Origin of the sequence: Hoeflea sp. IMCC20628, assembly GCF_001011155.1 — a bacterium.
In the GTDB taxonomy this organism is placed as follows: Bacteria; Pseudomonadota; Alphaproteobacteria; order Rhizobiales; family Rhizobiaceae; genus Hoeflea.
Window position 1 is genome coordinate 2,457,637 of sequence record NZ_CP011479.1, and the last position, 14,909, is coordinate 2,472,545.

A 14,909-nucleotide genomic window follows, 5' to 3' on the forward strand; every position below is an offset into this window, starting at 1 on the left:
AATCACGAATTCAGGGGTGGGTAATTACTGAACATGTTTGCCCGCTCCCGTCCGAGCTTCCAGGCCACAGCACAGGCCGCCAAGGCCAGCCTTCGAGCCGCCCGCGTTGTCGCCAGCGACGAAACCGGTGTGCGCATCGAGGGCACGAATGCTCAGCACTGGGTTTTTCATTGCAAGGATGCCGTTGTCCACCAGCCCGATTACTCCCGTGCAGCACGGGTCGTTCACGAGACCATGGGCGGCCATGTCCCCGAGGTATGGATATCTGATCGGTATTCAGCCCAGCAATCTCACGGCCACCGACATCAAACCTGCCTTGCACATTTGGCGCGTGATACAGCCTTTGCGCTGGAACATGGCGAGGATGATCTCCCTCTTCGCTTCCAGCTTTGGTTTGGCCGTGTGTTTGATTTCGCCAGAGCCATAAGCACATTCGCTGCGTCTACCGTCGCAAGCAAGAAGCGCAAATTCGATAAACAGCTTGCGGGGCTTCTATGCGCCCCGACTTCATGCGACCTGGCCCAAAAGCTCCAGGCCAAGATCGGGCGGGCCCGCGATCAGCTGCTGACGTTTTGCGACTATCCCGGAGAAGTCGATGTCACCAACAACACATCTGAGCGAAAGCTCCGTCCATGGGTCATTCAGAGAAAGGTGACAAACGGATATCGCGCCATGTGGGCCGCCCAAGCCGAGGCGGATGTACGCACAACCGTCGATACCGCCCGCCTTAAAGGCGCAAATCCCTTCCAGGTTATCGCATCCGTCTTGGCGTAGGCCGACATCAAGGCCCGAAATCATAAATTCAGGGGTGGGTAATTACCCTCCACGAAAAGCCACTACTTCGACGCGCCATCGCGGCAGCAGCTTGCGCCGATCATGGACGCGATCAAGAAGGGCGTGGTCCAACTGCGCATCACTTCCTGACAGACAGATCGGGAAGCATAGCCAATGGAAAAGGCCGGGACAGTGCCAAACAGTCCGGGTCTTCTCTATGAGAGAACTTTGCTGCGCGTAGTCGCGAAACCTGACCGGCCATTCCGAACGATGGCAGTACTTATCATCTGACACCGAGGCGTCCAAAGAACCTCAGGTAGCGCAAAGAGTGCCAGACCCCTCCGAAAAATATGGCAGTTGTTAGATGTTTCATCGTTTTCTAAACCGAACATTTAACCTTGTAGCTTACAAAATAGGCAAGTTCCGGACCTGACCATTGCAAAGAGGTTCGCTTCGGAACGCACATCGCCTTTTGATCGCAACACGACAGGAGCCAGTTCGGATTATGCAGAAACAAGCATCAATCTTCCGGGATAAATCCGGAAACTTCGGCCTGGCTTTCGCAATTCTTTCCGTACCGGTCATGCTGGCTGGTGGGTTGGCGGTCGATTATGTCGGTTTGAGCGTCGAAAAAAGCGAGTTGCAGAATGCATCCGATGCAGCTGCACTGGCGGTTGCCCGGGAAGGCAACCTCACCGACAAACAGGCTCTGGAGATGGCACGTCAAACCATTGCTGCCAACTACGGATACACCGCCGCGCAGGTTTCTGTCACGATGAAAGACGGCGTCGCGGCCGTTGACGCCAGCGTCGACATACCATTGATCTTCGGTGGCTTCATGGGCAAGAAGTTCATACCGGTGAATGTCGCTTCGGAAGCAACTTTTGCCTATACGAAATATGAAATTGCGCTGGTGCTCGACACCACCGGCTCGATGGCCGGTGGCAAGCTTGTTTCCTTGCAAGACGCCGTCATCGGCTTGGTCGACGGTATGGAAGCGCTGGGACTGCAGAAGGATCAGATCAAGTTCGCACTGGTTCCCTATGCCGGTTTTGTCAATGTCGGGCCCGATTATGGTCCGAAGGTCGATGGTCTGGGGCTGATTTCCAAGCCCGGTGCCGATTGGCTGGATCAGGATGCCAAGGCGCCGGTCTCTCAATCTGACTTGCCATCGGAGTTCAGCCGGTTCGCGATGTACAAGCACCTGGGCGCCAAATGGCCTGGCTGTGTGGAAACCCGTATTCCCGAAGGCAAAGCCCAGCATGATGTCGATGATACGGTGCCCGACATCACCAATGCCAAATCACTCTTCACACCGTTCTTTGCCAGCGACGAACCGGATGTCGCATGGAAATATCCGAATTCCTACCTCCCGGATGAAGGACAACCGATCAAGGGCAAGAACGCGACAGAGACGGATAAGGAAAACCAGCTTGTTCGCTATGGCATGACCGAGAAATACGAAAAGCCGAAAAATGTTCTCGACGCAATCATTAAAACCCTCAAGTGGAAGAAGCCGAAAATCGACGATTCTCCGTCGTCCTTCTACTCAAACAAATCCGACCCGAAGGGTCCCGGCTTTGGCTGCGAAGTCGAACCGCTGGTGCCACTGACCGCGAAGTTCAGCGATATCACCAAGACCGTGAAGAAGCTTGAAGCCAATGGCTCTACCAACATGCTCGAAGGCGTGATGTGGGGATGGCGGGTGCTTTCCAGCCGCGAGCCCTTTAGCGGTGGTGCGGACGAAAGTGACAGTTCGGTCGAAAAGATCATGATCTTCCTGACCGACGGCAAGAACTCCTTCGGCAATCTCAACAACGATCTCGGGTCTGATTACACCAGCATGGGATATCTGGTTGACGGGCGCCTGGACAATCTGACCGCCGCGTCCGCAAATCAAACCACCAGCGCGCTGGACAAGAAGACCCTGTCCGCCTGCACCAACGCCAAGGCGGACGGCATCGAGATATATACAATCCGGCTCGAGGAACCAGATCTTGCGACAGGCAACCTGCTTTCCGAATGCGCTTCAACAAAGGCCCATTTCTTTGACGCCCCGTCGCGCCAGCAGCTTGCACCGATCTTCGACGCCATCAAGAAGGGCGTGGTGAAACTCCGGCTCAGCTCGTAATTCTATTATTGGCTATGTCGCAAACAACGAAAGACCGGGATTGCACCACGCAATCCCGGTCTTTTTCTGTTCATGGGGCCGTTGCTCCATGGCTGCTTGGAATAAAACCGGACGGGCGCGCCGCGAACGGTGGCGTCAACCCTTGCACCCGCCCGGCAAACCGCTGGTCGTTAGGCTTCCCCGGCGGTTTTGGAGTTCAGAAGGACGATATTGTCGCTCCGTTCTGAAAACGCGAGTTTCATTTTAAGACGCAGCAATGCATCCAGATTTGTTTCCGAACCTTTTGACGGCTCGCTGCCTTCCCAATCGAGCGCGGTCTGCAGCACGGCCATGTTGATAAGATGGCTCAGATCACCATTCTTGAGCCGTTCTGCTTCGTCACGGCAGGTGACCAGCGTGCGGATGATCCAGGCATAGGATGTCGCTTCAGTTGAAAGCATCAGCTCTGCCTCTCACATCTGCTGACTATGAAAATGCGCATGACGCGCAGCGGAGAGTTCAAGCGGGCCCTGAACATGCCACGCGCCTTCCGGACGGATCAGGCGATAGGGCCCGTCCATAAGCGAGATGGCGGTCGGAGAAGGCTCGATATCATCGACCATTTCAACAAACACATGATCGGAGAAGGCAAATGGCGCGCCGTTTTCCTTGAGCTTGAAGCCGAAATGCTGCCAGAAGGGCAGATAATCCTCGCGCGCGTGACCATAAATGCGGCGGAAGCCCTTCTCCTTGCACAGCGCAACACTGGCGCGCACCAACTCGAAGGCCGTGCGTGAGGTGCGGAACTCCTTGCGCACTGCCAGCCGCTCCATTTTGGCGAAGTCACCAAAATAGCGCACGCGCATGCATCCTGCCGGCTCGTTGTTGACCAGCGCGAGCAGATGGGTCGCAGCCAGATCATTGCCATCGAATTCCTCATCGAACGGGCAAGCCTGCTCACCGATGAAGACCGCCGAGCGCACCGCAGCGACGCGCATCATGTCATCAAAGCCGGTGACCACCCGAATGCCGGTTGGCCGCAAAACAGGATCATGCGTGGCATAGCGAGGCAGACGCTCGGCAAGTGTTTTCGGCCGGCGCGGGATCATGTAGAAATCCTCGAGAAAGCGGCCTTCGTGCCAGACGCCGTGCTCAAATCCGCGCCGCACCATGGCGCGATGTCCACGGACGGTAAACGACGTGGAGACAACGTCCGCCTCGGCATAATGGGGCGAATCAAACCGATCCATGACGCGGTTGATCCCGGCAGCCAGGATGCCCGGCGTAAAACTTGCCCAGACATAAATTGCCGCCGGTCGCTCATGTTGGCACACAAGATATTCGTCCTGCGGATCGAGCAGGTTCAAGCTGCCGTCGAAAAGAGCTGAACGTCCTGCTTCATTGAGCAAAAGCGCCGACATGAAGCCCTCTGCGTGGGACCTGCCCCGGCGCGCGAACAACCATATCGCGTCAGGGTTTTTCTGCGCAATGCGAATGACTGTTTCAGGTTCTGCCAGCCGTCCGATGACCTTTCCAGCTGCCTCCAGAAGTCGCGGCACTTCGGCCTGTTCCAACCTGTTTGACACAGTAACCATCGCGGCGGCACGCTGCATCCGTTCAGCTTCCAGTGCCGCCTCCGCAGTCAACCCGCTTGCATTTGCTGGGAAAAAACTATTTTGTGGTGTGGCGGACATGGTGCGACCCTCTCGATCTTGCCGAGAACGTAACCAAGTCCTTCGCGTTTGACTTTGGCAAATAGTGCTACAGAGAGTTCCCCCTATGGAACACCAATGGCGGAACGCTGATTGGAACAGCATCCGGGTTTTTCTATCCGTTGCGAGGCTCGCGAGCTTTCGCAAGGCGACAAAAGAGCTCGGCATGTCTGTCAATACGGTGCGTCGAACGATTACCAGGCTCGAAGACCAGTTGGGCTATGCTTTGCTGTTTCGCGAATCCGAGGGCGTGAGATTGACCGACGAAGGCCGCCGCGTGGTGCTGGCCGCGCGGGACGTCGAAAGTTCTGTATCGGACATGTGGCGCGTGGCCGCCATGGCAGAGCGCGAGGCCAGTGGCCCGATCCGGCTTGCCATCACCGAAGGCCTGGGCAGTTTCTGGCTGACGCCGCGAATTGTCGATTACATGAACCAGACCGGCGCACAGAACCGGATCGAGCTGCAATGCGCCATGCGGTCAGTTGATGTCTTGCGCATGGAAGCCGACATTTCCGTACAACTGGAAATGCCCAAGCGGCCGGAGCTCAAGGTCAAACGGCTGGGGTATCTGCACCTCATTCCCTTTGCCAGCGCAAGCTATCTGGAGCAATTCGGTCGCCCTAAAAATGTTGCCGACATGGTCAATCACCGCGTCGTCGAACAGCAGACCGACCAGTTGCGGGGCTATGAACTCGACAAGATCTTCGGATCCAAGATTGCCGACCGCATGGTGCGGATGAAGACCAATTTTTCCTCCGCGCATTACTGGGCCGTCGCAAAGGGCGCAGGCATCGGCCTGATGCCGAATTATGCAAGAGCAATCGGCGGCGATGTCGAGCACATCGATCTCGGCTTCGATTTTCGTGTCGAAATCTGGCTTGCGACCCACCCGGAAGTCGCCAAAAGCGCCCGCCACAAAGCCTTTATCGATTTTCTGACAGACAGCTTTGACGACCGGAAATATCCATGGTTCGGACCTGACACAATGACGCCCGCGGAGATCGAGAAGCGGTTTTCGCAGGACGACCTCAGGTCATATTTCGAAGGGTTTACTGCACGCTCATGACTTCGCGCCGTTCATCACGTGTCTCCCCGGACGTTGTCACCCTGGCGACGCAAGATGAGAGCGATCGTCTCGCCATGATCGTGATGCAACTGGACATGGCGCTGGCGCTGGCGCGCGACAAGGGATTTGTTGACGTTGTGACCTATCTCGAATCGGCGCTGGACGAAGCACGGCGGGTCCACAGAACATGGTTGAACTGAGCGCTGATCGTCCCTGCTCTTTCAACCGGTCACCGGACCTGATCAAGTAGCCGCTTGCATTCCAGAAGATCGTAAAGCGCTTCCTGCAGAAGGGCCCTGTCGTCGCGCATAAGTCCGCCGCCGCTTGATCCGGCCGCCCCTTCCGAAGCCTCCTGCCCGGACTTGTCGGTGTCGCCGCCAAGTCCGAAAAACCGGCGGGTAGAGGGCAACCGCGCTTTACCAACCAACTGGTCTTCTTCTTCCACCTTGGCCGGAGGCCGTGATGGGGCCGCCTCCTGGGCCATACTGGCAGACAAGGCCTCGACTGCCGCCATGTCACCGGCGCCAACAGCATTGACGAACTTGTTGCCGTTGACCTTCAACAGCTTCTGCACGCCCTTGATCGTGTAACCCTGATCGTAAAGAAGGGTGCGGATACCCTTGAGAAGGTCAATGTCGTCCGGCCGGTAATATCTCCGGCCTCCGCCACGCTTCATCGGCTTGATCTGGGTGAATCTTGTCTCCCAAAATCGCAGCACATGCTGCGGGAGGTCCAGGTCATCCGCCACCTCGGAAATAGTCCGGAACGCGTCAGGGCTCTTGTCCATAATGCTACTCCGTTTTTGGGGCCATCCCTGCCCGAACACATGACCGCGCAGATCGCTCCAACACTTCGATTTTCTGCATCGAGATTTTAGAGCATCAAGCCGGATTTACCGATCAGTGCAGCAGCGAATCGCAATCATTGACCGTCAGGTCAGCGCTATTTCAAAGGTTTGCGAAGACATTATCAAGTGCGGTATGACCGATGCCCACCGTTACGGCAGATCCAACCAGACTCGCCATGGCTTGGGCAGGCGACAAAAGCCGCCTTACGGCTTGGTCTTGCCTTTGACCTTGCGGGTCGTGTGGCCTTTGAGGACGCGGCTCTTGAGCACGTTGGAAGCTTTGAAGGTCATCACCCGGCGCGGACTGATCGGCACCTCTTCCCCGGTCTTGGGGTTGCGCCCGATCCGTTCCTTTTTCTCGCGGACTTGAAATGTCGCAAATGAGGAGAGCTTTACGCTGTCGCCACGAACGATGGCTCCACAGACTTCGTCAATGACCATTTCAACAAGTTCTGCAGATTCAGTTCTGGAGAGCCCTACTTTGCGGAATACCGCTTCTGCAAGGTCAGCTCTGGTGATCGTTTTACCACTCATAATTTCCAACCAAACTGGTCAGCTTCCCCGCCGCCCGTTAATGCAGTTCGATAACACTATGGTTCAAGCCGCTCAAGGTCAAGCAACTCCGGCGAAGCCACATGCGTTGTCACCGACAAACCCTAATTCGCAATACACTGTGGCGGCCAAATTCCTGTTTAGACGACCATCTGGCTACCAGCGCAAAAGCACCGATCCCCATGTGAAGCCACCACCCATCGCTTCAAGCAGGACAAGGTCGCCCTGCTTGATCCTGCCATCAGCCGCCGCTTCGGCAAGCGCCAGCGGAATTGATGCTGCAGAAGTATTACCATGGTGGTCAACGGTGACAACCACTTTGGCATCGTCAATGCCGAGTTTGCGCGCTGACGCGTCGATGATCCGACGGTTTGCCTGATGCGGAACGAACCAGTCGATGTCATCGGACCCCAGACCGGTGGCTGCATAGGCTGCCTCGATCACGTCGGTGATCATCCCGACCGCGTGCTTGAAGACTTCGCGTCCCTGCATGCGCAAATGCCCTACAGTGCCGGTGGTCGACGGACCGCCATCGACATAGAGTTTTTCGCGGTGGGCGCCGTCTGAGCGCAAATGCGCCGTCAGCACGCCGCGATCGTCGTTGGTCCCGTCACCTTCGGCTGCCTCCAGCACGATCGCTCCTGCGCCATCGCCGAACAGCACGCATGTGGTCCGGTCTTCCCAGTCAAGAATTCGGGAAAACGTCTCGGCACCGATGACCAGCACACGCTTGGCCAGGCCCGACTTGATGTAGCTGTCGGCCGTCGTCACGGCAAAAACAAATCCCGAGCAGACCGCCTGCAAATCAAAGGCCGCACCATGATGCATGCCGAGACGGTTCTGGATGTTGACCGCGGTTGCCGGGAATGTGTTGTCCGGCGTCGAGGTTGCGCAGATGATCAGGTCAATATCTGCTGGTGTCATTTCAGCGCGAGCGAGGGCTGCTCGAGCGGCCATTTCTCCGAGTGAAGCGGTGGTTTCGCCTTCGCCTGCAATATGGCGCTGACGAATACCGGTCCGCTGAACGATCCATTCGTCACTGGTCTCGATAACACCTTCGAAATCACTATTTTTCATGATTCGCTCGGGGAGTTGAGCCCCGAAACCACGTACAACTGAACGGATCATTATTCTGGCATCCTAGCTGGAAGAGCTGTCGACGGCCGGCACGGCAAGCGCGGAGCGACGTGTGTGATAGAGATTGAGATCGTGCTCGATCTTGGATTTCAAACCATTGCGGACCATGTCGTAGCCGACATCGACCGCTGCGGCGAAGCCATCGACGTCAGCGCCGCCATGGCTCTTGATGACAATGCCGTTGAGGCCAAGAAACACGCCACCATTGACCTTACCCGGATCCATTTTCTCGCGCAGCAGATCAAAGGCACCCTTGGCGAAAAAATATCCAATCCGAGCCATCAGGGTTCGCGACATGGCGGCCCGCAAATATCCGGCGATCTGGCGAGCTGTGCCCTCCGCCGTCTTGAGCGCTACATTTCCGACGAAGCCTTCGGTGACCACCACATCGACGGTCCCCTTGCCCAGATCACCGCCTTCGACAAAGCCGTAATAGTCGAAACTTGGCATCGCCGCCTCGCGAATCAGGCGCCCGGCTTCCTTGACCTCTTCCATGCCCTTGACTTCCTCGACACCGATATTGAGGAGCCCGACAGTGGGTTTTTCGATCTCGAACAAGGCCCGCGCCATCGCGGCTCCCATCATGGTGAAGTCAATAAGCTGCTGTGCATCGGCGCCGATTGTGGCGCCGACATCAAGCACGATGCTCTCGCCGCGCGCGGTGGGCCAGATCGCCGCAATCGCCGGACGATCTATATTGGCCATGGTACGAAGGCAAAACCTCGACATCGCCATCAATGCGCCGGTGTTGCCTGCCGAAACGCAGACATCTGCGTCACCGGTCTTGACGGCCTCGATGCTGCGCCACATCGACGACCGGTACCGTCCGTGGCGCAACGCCTGACTCGGCTTGTCATCCATGCTCACTGCAATTTCGCAGGCCACGAAGGTCGAGGCTTGGCGAAGAGCGGGAAACTTCTCAAGCACGGCAAGACACTCGGCCTCGAGGCCGAACAGGGTGAAGCGGATCTCCGGGTGACGCTCCAACGCCTTGGCGACGCCGGGCACGACCACCTTGGGGCCATGATCACCCCCCATTAAGTCCACTGCGATTCTGATCACACCCCATCCTTTATCCCCGGCTCTAAAGGCCGGATTGGTCGGCAGAAAATACCCGTTTTCGCACAGGGCACAACCGCTTTGTCACGGTGGATGCAGCTAACCGGTGGAATCTTCGCGCTTCAATCCTTGCAGAACAGAAAAAGGTGACGGTTTTTTGTCCGATGACGGATCACTCTCGATCCTGTCACTGAATTCCAGACCCGGTTTGCGTGGGTAGGAATCGATTGCAAGCGCTGCAAATTCGGCAACGACAGCACCAAGATCGATAGAATCGCCACTGAAGGTTTCCGGCAAATCCGGACCTTCCGGGTCGAGAAACATCTCGCCATTGCCGTCGAGTATGCGGGCTGCAAGTCGGGAGTTCTCCGGCAGGAAGATGGTTTCGAAGTCCTCTTCAAGCTGCTGAGTCACCGGCTCCAGGGTCGCGACACATGGCTGGACGATTGAAGCACTGATATGACCGGAAACCCTTACGCCATCGCGTTTCCATCGGCCCAGCACCACTTCTGCCTTGAATGCCGTCACCTCGGACACGCCCCATTGGCTCTCAAGCCGCTTGAGATCGGCTGCATCAGCTGAAAAGCGAAGGGTAGCCGGGCTGGCCGATATGTTGCTTACCTTGACCGGATAGGAATACGGATCGTTGTCTGACTGTTTCATCGGATCATCTTTCTCAATTCGCCTCGGGGAAAGACAATTGCCCCGCGGCCAGCGTTTCTTCGGAGACGTCCTCGAGCTTCTGCGCCGTGATCATCATCCACTCCGAGAGTGCTTTCATCGACGGCGCCGTGTCAGGGTGGTCGGGATGCAAGTTGCGCCTTAACGCATCGACCAAGGCATCACTGTCACCGGCGGCAATCGCCACTCCATAGGATTTGGCCCGGCCATAGAACATGCGAGCCAATTTCTTCATCCGTTTGGGCACGCCGGTATCACCCACGCCCAGTTCACGGATGGAATGATCAATGTCTTCAAAAAAGGCATCCACAATTTCCTGGGCAATGCCCTGCGAGGCATCGCCCGCAGTGCCGGTTCGCCGAAGATACAGCACCAGATGCAGTGTAATCATCTCGAAACGGCCCATTACCGTATCAGGCGCGCCCATTTCCGCATAGAATACGGGAGAGCGAGCAGATCGGGTGATCTGAGCATATTGCCTCTCAACCAGAGCCTGATTGGCTTTATTTCGCTTGAACAGGTTCCAGATCATCAAAATGCCTTCAATAGCGGATGGATATCATCGCAACTGCGATTGACTGGCGTGTTGCATCCGTGTGGAAGCTGGTTTACCGAATGGAACACAAAACGCAATGGCTGCAGCAGTCAGGCTCGCATGCCAAAGGGAGATGTTGTTGACGATGAGAGTTTTCAAGGCAACCGGACGGTGTTTACGTCTCGGCACCGCAATCGCGGTCGTCTCAGCGCTCGCGCTAACCGGCTGTTCAACGGGTGAAGTGTTCAATCAGGGCTATGTCGTTGACCAGACATCACTGGACCTCACTCCCGTCGGGTCAAGCCGCGAGCAGGTCCTGTTGTCGCTGGGGACGCCGTCAACGACGGCGACCTTCGACAATGAGGTCTTCTACTATGTTTCTCAAAAGCGCACACGTGCGGCAAGTTTCATGAAGCAGAAGCTGGTCGGACAATCGGTGCTGGCGGTCTATTTTGATGAAGAAGGCACCGTCAAGAACATCGCCAACTACACACTGCAGGACGGCCGGGTGTTCGATATGATTACCCGCACCACTCCAACCGGTGGCCTCGACAAGTCCTTCCTGGCGCAAATTCTGTCTGGTGCAGGCGGGGCGGATGGAACACGGAATTCCGTCGCCCGATCTATTCTGGGCGGCGGCACCTGATCCGCGCCTCGGACTGCAAAAACCTTCGGGTTTGCGCAATCTGAGACGGACTGACATGCTGCCTCCGTCGATTAGCAGACACATAAAAAACCCCGCGGAGATCGCTCTCCGCGGGGTTTTCAGTTTGAAGGCCGTGTGCCTGTCTGTCTGGCTTAGTGCGCGAGCACGGCCAGCAGCAACAACGCCACGATGTTGGTAATCTTGATGGCCGGATTGACGGCCGGACCGGCAGTGTCCTTGTAAGGATCGCCGACGGTATCACCGGTCACAGATGCCTTGTGGGCATCGGAACCCTTTTCGTGCTTGACGCCGTCCTTGTCGACGAAACCGTCTTCAAAGGATTTTTTGGCGTTGTCCCATGCACCACCACCCGAAGTCATCGAGATGGCGACGAACAGGCCGTTGACGATCACGCCCAGGAGCGATGCGCCCAGTGCGGCAAAGGCCGAGGCCTTGGAGCCAGAGATCAGCAGCACGCCGAAATAGACGAACAGCGGAGCCAGAACCGGCAGCAACGACGGCACGATCATTTCCTTGATCGCGGCCTTGGTCAGGATGTCCACGGCGCGGCCATAGTCAGGCTTTTCGGTGCCTGCCATGATGCCTGGCTTTGCCTTGAACTGAGCGCGGACTTCTTCCACGATCGAACCCGCAGCGCGACCCACGGCTGTCATGGCGATACCGCCGAACAGATAGGGGATCAGACCGCCGAAGATCAGGCCTGCGACCACGTAAGGATTGGACAGATCGAACGAGATCTCGCCCATGTCCTTGAAGTAAGGATAGAGCGTTGAGCCTTCGGCATTTGCCTTGGCGGCAAAGAACTTCAGGTCGTTCGAGTAGGCAGCAAACAGCACCAGTGCGCCGAGACCGGCAGAGCCGATGGCGTAGCCCTTGGTCACGGCCTTGGTGGTGTTGCCGACCGCATCAAGAGCGTCGGTTGCCTGACGCACTTCCGGCGGAAGACCGGACATTTCGGCAATGCCACCGGCATTGTCGGTGACCGGACCGAAGGCGTCGAGAGCCACGATCATGCCGGCAATGCCGAGCATGGCGGTGACAGCGATACCGGTGCCGAACAGGCCAGCAAGCTGGTAGGTCGAGATGATGCCGCCGACGATGACGATTGCCGGCAGAGCGGTGGATTCAAGCGAAATGGCGAGGCCCTGGATCACGTTGGTGCCGTGACCTGTGACCGAAGCCTGGCTGATCGAGTTGACCGGACGCTTGTTGGTACCGGTGTAGTACTCGGTGATCACCACGATGAGCGCGGTGACGATCAGGCCGACAACGCCGCAGGCAAACAAGCCTGAACCGGTGATCGACTTGCCGTCGATCACAGCGATTTCGCCCCAACCTATAGTCAGCGACGTCGCGCCGCCAAGACCGACAATCGACAGCAGCCCGGTGACGATCAGGCCCTTGTAGAGAGCGCCCATGATCGAGCCGTTCTGGCCGAGCTTGACGAAGAAGGTGCCGACGATCGAGGTGATGATCGAAGCGCCACAGATGGCCAGCGGATAGAGCATTGCCGATCCGAGGATATCCATGCCGCCGAAGAAGATCGCTGCCAGAACCATGGTGGCGACAACGGTCACCGCATAGGTTTCAAACAGGTCGGCGGCCATGCCGGCGCAATCGCCAACATTGTCGCCGACATTGTCAGCGATGGTGGCCGGGTTGCGAGGATCATCTTCCGGGATACCGGCTTCAACCTTGCCGACGAGATCGCCGCCAACGTCAGCGCCCTTTGTGAAGATGCCGCCGCCCAGACGGGCAAAGATCGAGATCAACGATGCGCCGAAACCGAGAGCCACCAATGCGTCGATAACCTGGCGGCTGTCCGAGGCAAGCGCCATCGGGCCGGTGAGGATGTAGTAATAAACCGCAACGCCGAGAAGCGCGAGGCCAGCAACCAGCATGCCGGTGATGGCACCCGCCTTGAAGGCGATGTCGAGACCGCTTGCAAGATTGACGGAGGAAGCCTGTGCCGTGCGCACGTTGGCGCGTACCGAAACGTGCATGCCGATGTAACCGGCCGCACCCGACAATATGGCGCCGATGAGGAAGCCGACTGCGGCGGTGCCGCCAAGCAACAGATAGGTTACGACGACAACGACTACGCCGACGATGGCGATGGCAGTGTACTGACGGTTCAGGTAGGCCTGAGCGCCTTCACGAATATAGCCTGCGATTTCCTGCATGCGTGCATTGCCCTGATCGGCGGCCATCACCGATTTGGTCGCCCAGATGGCGTAAACAATGGAAAGCAATCCACAGGCGATCACAGCAAAAAGAATGTTCATGCTGATTTCCCTCCAATTTGACCGGAATCAAAAGACTCCCCCCGGCCATAAAATACCGCGGCGAAAGGAGTTAGAGCCACATGCTCAGACCCCCTGCCGCATCGCGGCGGATGATTGCGACACAGGCGGGGTGCCGTCAAGAGCAGAGGCGGGCGAATTGCCGGGGCGTGCGCAATAAGCTCTGGGAAACCCGCCTGAACGGTCAAATTGAACCTGTCTGCTGCGGATCCTAGCCTAAAGGCGTATTACAGGGACCTGCGGCGTTCCCACAGATTCTGTGTGCCCAGCGCCAACAGGCAGAACAGCGCCACCGGCCAAAACAAGCTGTTGAGCGCATCCCAACCCCAGGCATTGAGAACCTTGCCGGACATCAGGGAAGTGAACGCGACAATTCCGAACAGGGTGACATCGTGAAACCCCTGCACCTTGTTCTTTTCCGACGGGCGGTAGGTCGCGGTCACCATGGTGGTGGCGCCGATGAAGCCAAAGTTCCAGCCAATGCCCAGCAGCACAAGGGCAAGCCAGAAGTTCCACAACTCGATCCCCATATGGGCGACGACGGCACAGCCAAGCAGGATGACAAGGCCAGCAGCCGTGATGGTGTCGCGGCCGAAACGGGCGATCAGCTTGCCGGTGAAAAAGCTCGGTGCAAACATCGCCATCACATGCCACTGAATGCCAAGCGTGGCGAGTTCGGGCGAGAAGCCGCAGCCGACCATGGCCAGCGGAGCGCCGGTCATCATGAACACCATCAAGGAATAGGATCCGACACCGCAGATCATCGCGGTTACGAACCGCGGCTGGCTGATGATTTGACACAACGGGCGGGCCGGCGTTTCATCGTGCCCGGCTTCGCCCGGCTTGGTGTCATTGGGAATGCGCAGGAACCAAATGATCGACATGGTGATGAGTGCCAGCGGCACCAGCGCCATGAACGAGCCTGCGAACATGACCGGCGCAAACAGCTCCCGCGTGTAGATGACTGTTTGCGGACCGATAATTGCAGCAAAGACGCCGCCGGCAAGCACCCAGGATATGGCCTGCGCCTTGAAATTGGACGGCGAACCGTCGGCTGCGGCGAATCGGTACTGCTGAACAAATGCACCGCCCAACCCGATGAAGGCCATTCCGAAAGCGAAGAACCAGAATTCATGACGAAACAGGGCGATCGCCGAAAGGATGCCGCCAAGCGCGGTCATGGCCATGCCCGACAGGAAACCATATCGCCGACCGATCTGGCGCATCAGCCAGGCGGCAGGCAGAGCTCCGACGGCAACACCAAGGTTGAAACCGGTGACTGGTGCGGTTGCCAGCGACTTGTCGGCGCCAAGAAGATAAAATCCGGCAAGACCGCCCATGGAAATGGCGATCGGCGCCGCAGCACCACCAAAAGCCTGAGATGCTGACAGCAGCAGCGCATTGCGGCGCGCCAGGTTCTCGGCATCGGTCGCGCCGGCCAATCCGACCTTATCGAGAAAAGCCAT

The 14,909-nt window shown here is 57.5% G+C and carries 14 protein-coding genes and 1 pseudogene; 5 read left to right on the forward strand and 10 right to left on the reverse strand.

Annotated features, from left to right (window positions below):
* Positions 1–12: 12 nt before the first annotated feature.
* Both IMCC20628_RS11655 and IMCC20628_RS11660 read left to right on the forward strand, forming a co-directional pair.
* Positions 13–774 (forward strand): annotated as a pseudogene (locus IMCC20628_RS11655) (transposase); the annotation flags it as partial.
* Between the two features lie 505 nt (positions 775–1,279).
* On the forward strand, positions 1,280–2,905 hold the full coding sequence (locus tag IMCC20628_RS11660; RefSeq protein WP_047030359.1) for a pilus assembly protein: 1,626 nt from the start codon (positions 1,280–1,282) through the stop codon (positions 2,903–2,905).
* A 170-nt stretch (positions 2,906–3,075) separates the two neighbouring features.
* On the opposite strand, the gene IMCC20628_RS11665 is transcribed toward IMCC20628_RS11660, so the two are convergent.
* Together IMCC20628_RS11665 and IMCC20628_RS24250 are read right to left on the reverse strand one after the other, a co-directional pair.
* On the reverse strand, positions 3,076–3,345 hold the full coding sequence (locus IMCC20628_RS11665; RefSeq protein ID WP_047030360.1) for a hypothetical protein: 270 nt from the start codon (positions 3,343–3,345) through the stop codon (positions 3,076–3,078).
* 12 nt (positions 3,346–3,357) lie between these two features.
* On the reverse strand, positions 3,358–4,764 hold the full coding sequence (locus IMCC20628_RS24250; RefSeq protein WP_082128115.1) for a GNAT family N-acetyltransferase: 1,407 nt from the start codon (positions 4,762–4,764) through the stop codon (positions 3,358–3,360).
* Between IMCC20628_RS24250 and IMCC20628_RS11675 the strand changes: the two genes are divergently transcribed.
* Both IMCC20628_RS11675 and IMCC20628_RS11680 read left to right on the forward strand, forming a co-directional pair.
* Entirely contained in the window at positions 4,664–5,662 is a 999-nt protein-coding gene (locus IMCC20628_RS11675; RefSeq protein ID WP_047030361.1) for a LysR family transcriptional regulator, read from the forward strand. The genes IMCC20628_RS24250 and IMCC20628_RS11675 overlap by 101 nt on opposite strands.
* Positions 5,659–5,862: a hypothetical protein gene (locus tag IMCC20628_RS11680; protein WP_047030362.1), complete on the forward strand. Its 204-nt coding sequence runs from the start codon at positions 5,659–5,661 to the stop codon at positions 5,860–5,862. The genes IMCC20628_RS11675 and IMCC20628_RS11680 overlap by 4 nt, the downstream gene beginning before the upstream one ends.
* A 29-nt stretch (positions 5,863–5,891) precedes the next feature.
* Here IMCC20628_RS11680 and IMCC20628_RS11685 read toward each other — a convergent pair whose 3' ends face one another.
* From IMCC20628_RS11685 to IMCC20628_RS11710, 6 genes are all read right to left on the reverse strand, one after another.
* Positions 5,892–6,449, reverse strand: a complete 558-nt coding sequence (locus IMCC20628_RS11685) for a MerR family transcriptional regulator (protein ID WP_047030363.1) — start codon at positions 6,447–6,449, stop codon at positions 5,892–5,894.
* Positions 6,450–6,713: 264 nt separating this feature from the next.
* Positions 6,714–7,043 (reverse strand): integration host factor subunit alpha, encoded by a 330-nt coding sequence (locus tag IMCC20628_RS11690; RefSeq protein ID WP_047030364.1) that lies wholly within the window; start codon positions 7,041–7,043, stop codon positions 6,714–6,716.
* A gap of 174 nt (positions 7,044–7,217) precedes the next feature.
* Entirely contained in the window at positions 7,218–8,189 is a 972-nt protein-coding gene (locus IMCC20628_RS11695; protein WP_047030365.1) for a beta-ketoacyl-ACP synthase III, read from the reverse strand.
* A gap of 12 nt (positions 8,190–8,201) precedes the next feature.
* Positions 8,202–9,260 carry a phosphate acyltransferase PlsX gene (gene plsX / locus IMCC20628_RS11700; RefSeq protein WP_047030366.1) on the reverse strand — a complete coding sequence of 353 codons (1,059 nt, stop codon included), beginning with the start codon at positions 9,258–9,260 and terminating at the stop codon, positions 8,202–8,204.
* Positions 9,261–9,356: 96 nt separating this feature from the next.
* Entirely contained in the window at positions 9,357–9,920 is a 564-nt protein-coding gene (locus tag IMCC20628_RS11705; protein ID WP_047030367.1) for a DUF177 domain-containing protein, read from the reverse strand.
* 13 nt (positions 9,921–9,933) lie between these two features.
* Positions 9,934–10,470, reverse strand: a complete 537-nt coding sequence (locus IMCC20628_RS11710; RefSeq protein WP_047030368.1) for a ubiquinol-cytochrome C chaperone family protein — start codon at positions 10,468–10,470, stop codon at positions 9,934–9,936.
* Positions 10,471–10,618: 148 nt separating this feature from the next.
* On the opposite strand from IMCC20628_RS11710, the gene IMCC20628_RS11715 reads away from it, so the two are divergent.
* A complete protein-coding gene (locus IMCC20628_RS11715; protein WP_245307946.1) occupies positions 10,619–11,119 on the forward strand; it encodes an outer membrane protein assembly factor BamE in 501 nt (166 codons plus the stop codon).
* Positions 11,120–11,271: 152 nt separating this feature from the next.
* Here IMCC20628_RS11715 and IMCC20628_RS11720 read toward each other — a convergent pair whose 3' ends face one another.
* On the reverse strand, positions 11,272–13,425 hold the full coding sequence (locus IMCC20628_RS11720) for a sodium-translocating pyrophosphatase (RefSeq protein ID WP_047030369.1): 2,154 nt from the start codon (positions 13,423–13,425) through the stop codon (positions 11,272–11,274).
* A gap of 245 nt (positions 13,426–13,670) precedes the next feature.
* Positions 13,671–14,909, reverse strand: a complete 1,239-nt coding sequence (locus tag IMCC20628_RS11725) for an MFS transporter (protein ID WP_047030370.1) — start codon at positions 14,907–14,909, stop codon at positions 13,671–13,673.

Excerpts from the sequence above, each read along its gene's own strand:
- IMCC20628_RS11715 (WP_245307946.1), top strand. The coding sequence starts at position 10,619 with ATGAGAGTTTTCAAGGCAACCGGACGGTGTTTACGTCTCGGCACCGCA.
- IMCC20628_RS11675 (WP_047030361.1), top strand. The coding sequence starts at position 4,664 with ATGGAACACCAATGGCGGAACGCTGATTGGAACAGCATCCGGGTTTTT.
- IMCC20628_RS11665 (WP_047030360.1), bottom strand. The coding sequence starts at position 3,345 with ATGCTTTCAACTGAAGCGACATCCTATGCCTGGATCATCCGCACGCTG.
- IMCC20628_RS11720 (WP_047030369.1), bottom strand. The coding sequence starts at position 13,425 with ATGAACATTCTTTTTGCTGTGATCGCCTGTGGATTGCTTTCCATTGTT.
- IMCC20628_RS11710 (WP_047030368.1), bottom strand. The coding sequence starts at position 10,470 with ATGATCTGGAACCTGTTCAAGCGAAATAAAGCCAATCAGGCTCTGGTT.
- IMCC20628_RS11705 (WP_047030367.1), bottom strand. The coding sequence starts at position 9,920 with ATGAAACAGTCAGACAACGATCCGTATTCCTATCCGGTCAAGGTAAGC.
- IMCC20628_RS11685 (WP_047030363.1), bottom strand. The coding sequence starts at position 6,449 with ATGGACAAGAGCCCTGACGCGTTCCGGACTATTTCCGAGGTGGCGGAT.
- IMCC20628_RS24250 (WP_082128115.1), bottom strand. The coding sequence starts at position 4,764 with ATGCCGAGCTCTTTTGTCGCCTTGCGAAAGCTCGCGAGCCTCGCAACG.
- IMCC20628_RS11660 (WP_047030359.1), top strand. The coding sequence starts at position 1,280 with ATGCAGAAACAAGCATCAATCTTCCGGGATAAATCCGGAAACTTCGGC.
- IMCC20628_RS11725 (WP_047030370.1), bottom strand. The coding sequence starts at position 14,909 with ATGGCTTTTCTCGATAAGGTCGGATTGGCCGGCGCGACCGATGCCGAG.
- IMCC20628_RS11690 (WP_047030364.1), bottom strand. The coding sequence starts at position 7,043 with ATGAGTGGTAAAACGATCACCAGAGCTGACCTTGCAGAAGCGGTATTC.
- IMCC20628_RS11695 (WP_047030365.1), bottom strand. The coding sequence starts at position 8,189 with ATGATCCGTTCAGTTGTACGTGGTTTCGGGGCTCAACTCCCCGAGCGA.
- IMCC20628_RS11680 (WP_047030362.1), top strand. The coding sequence starts at position 5,659 with ATGACTTCGCGCCGTTCATCACGTGTCTCCCCGGACGTTGTCACCCTG.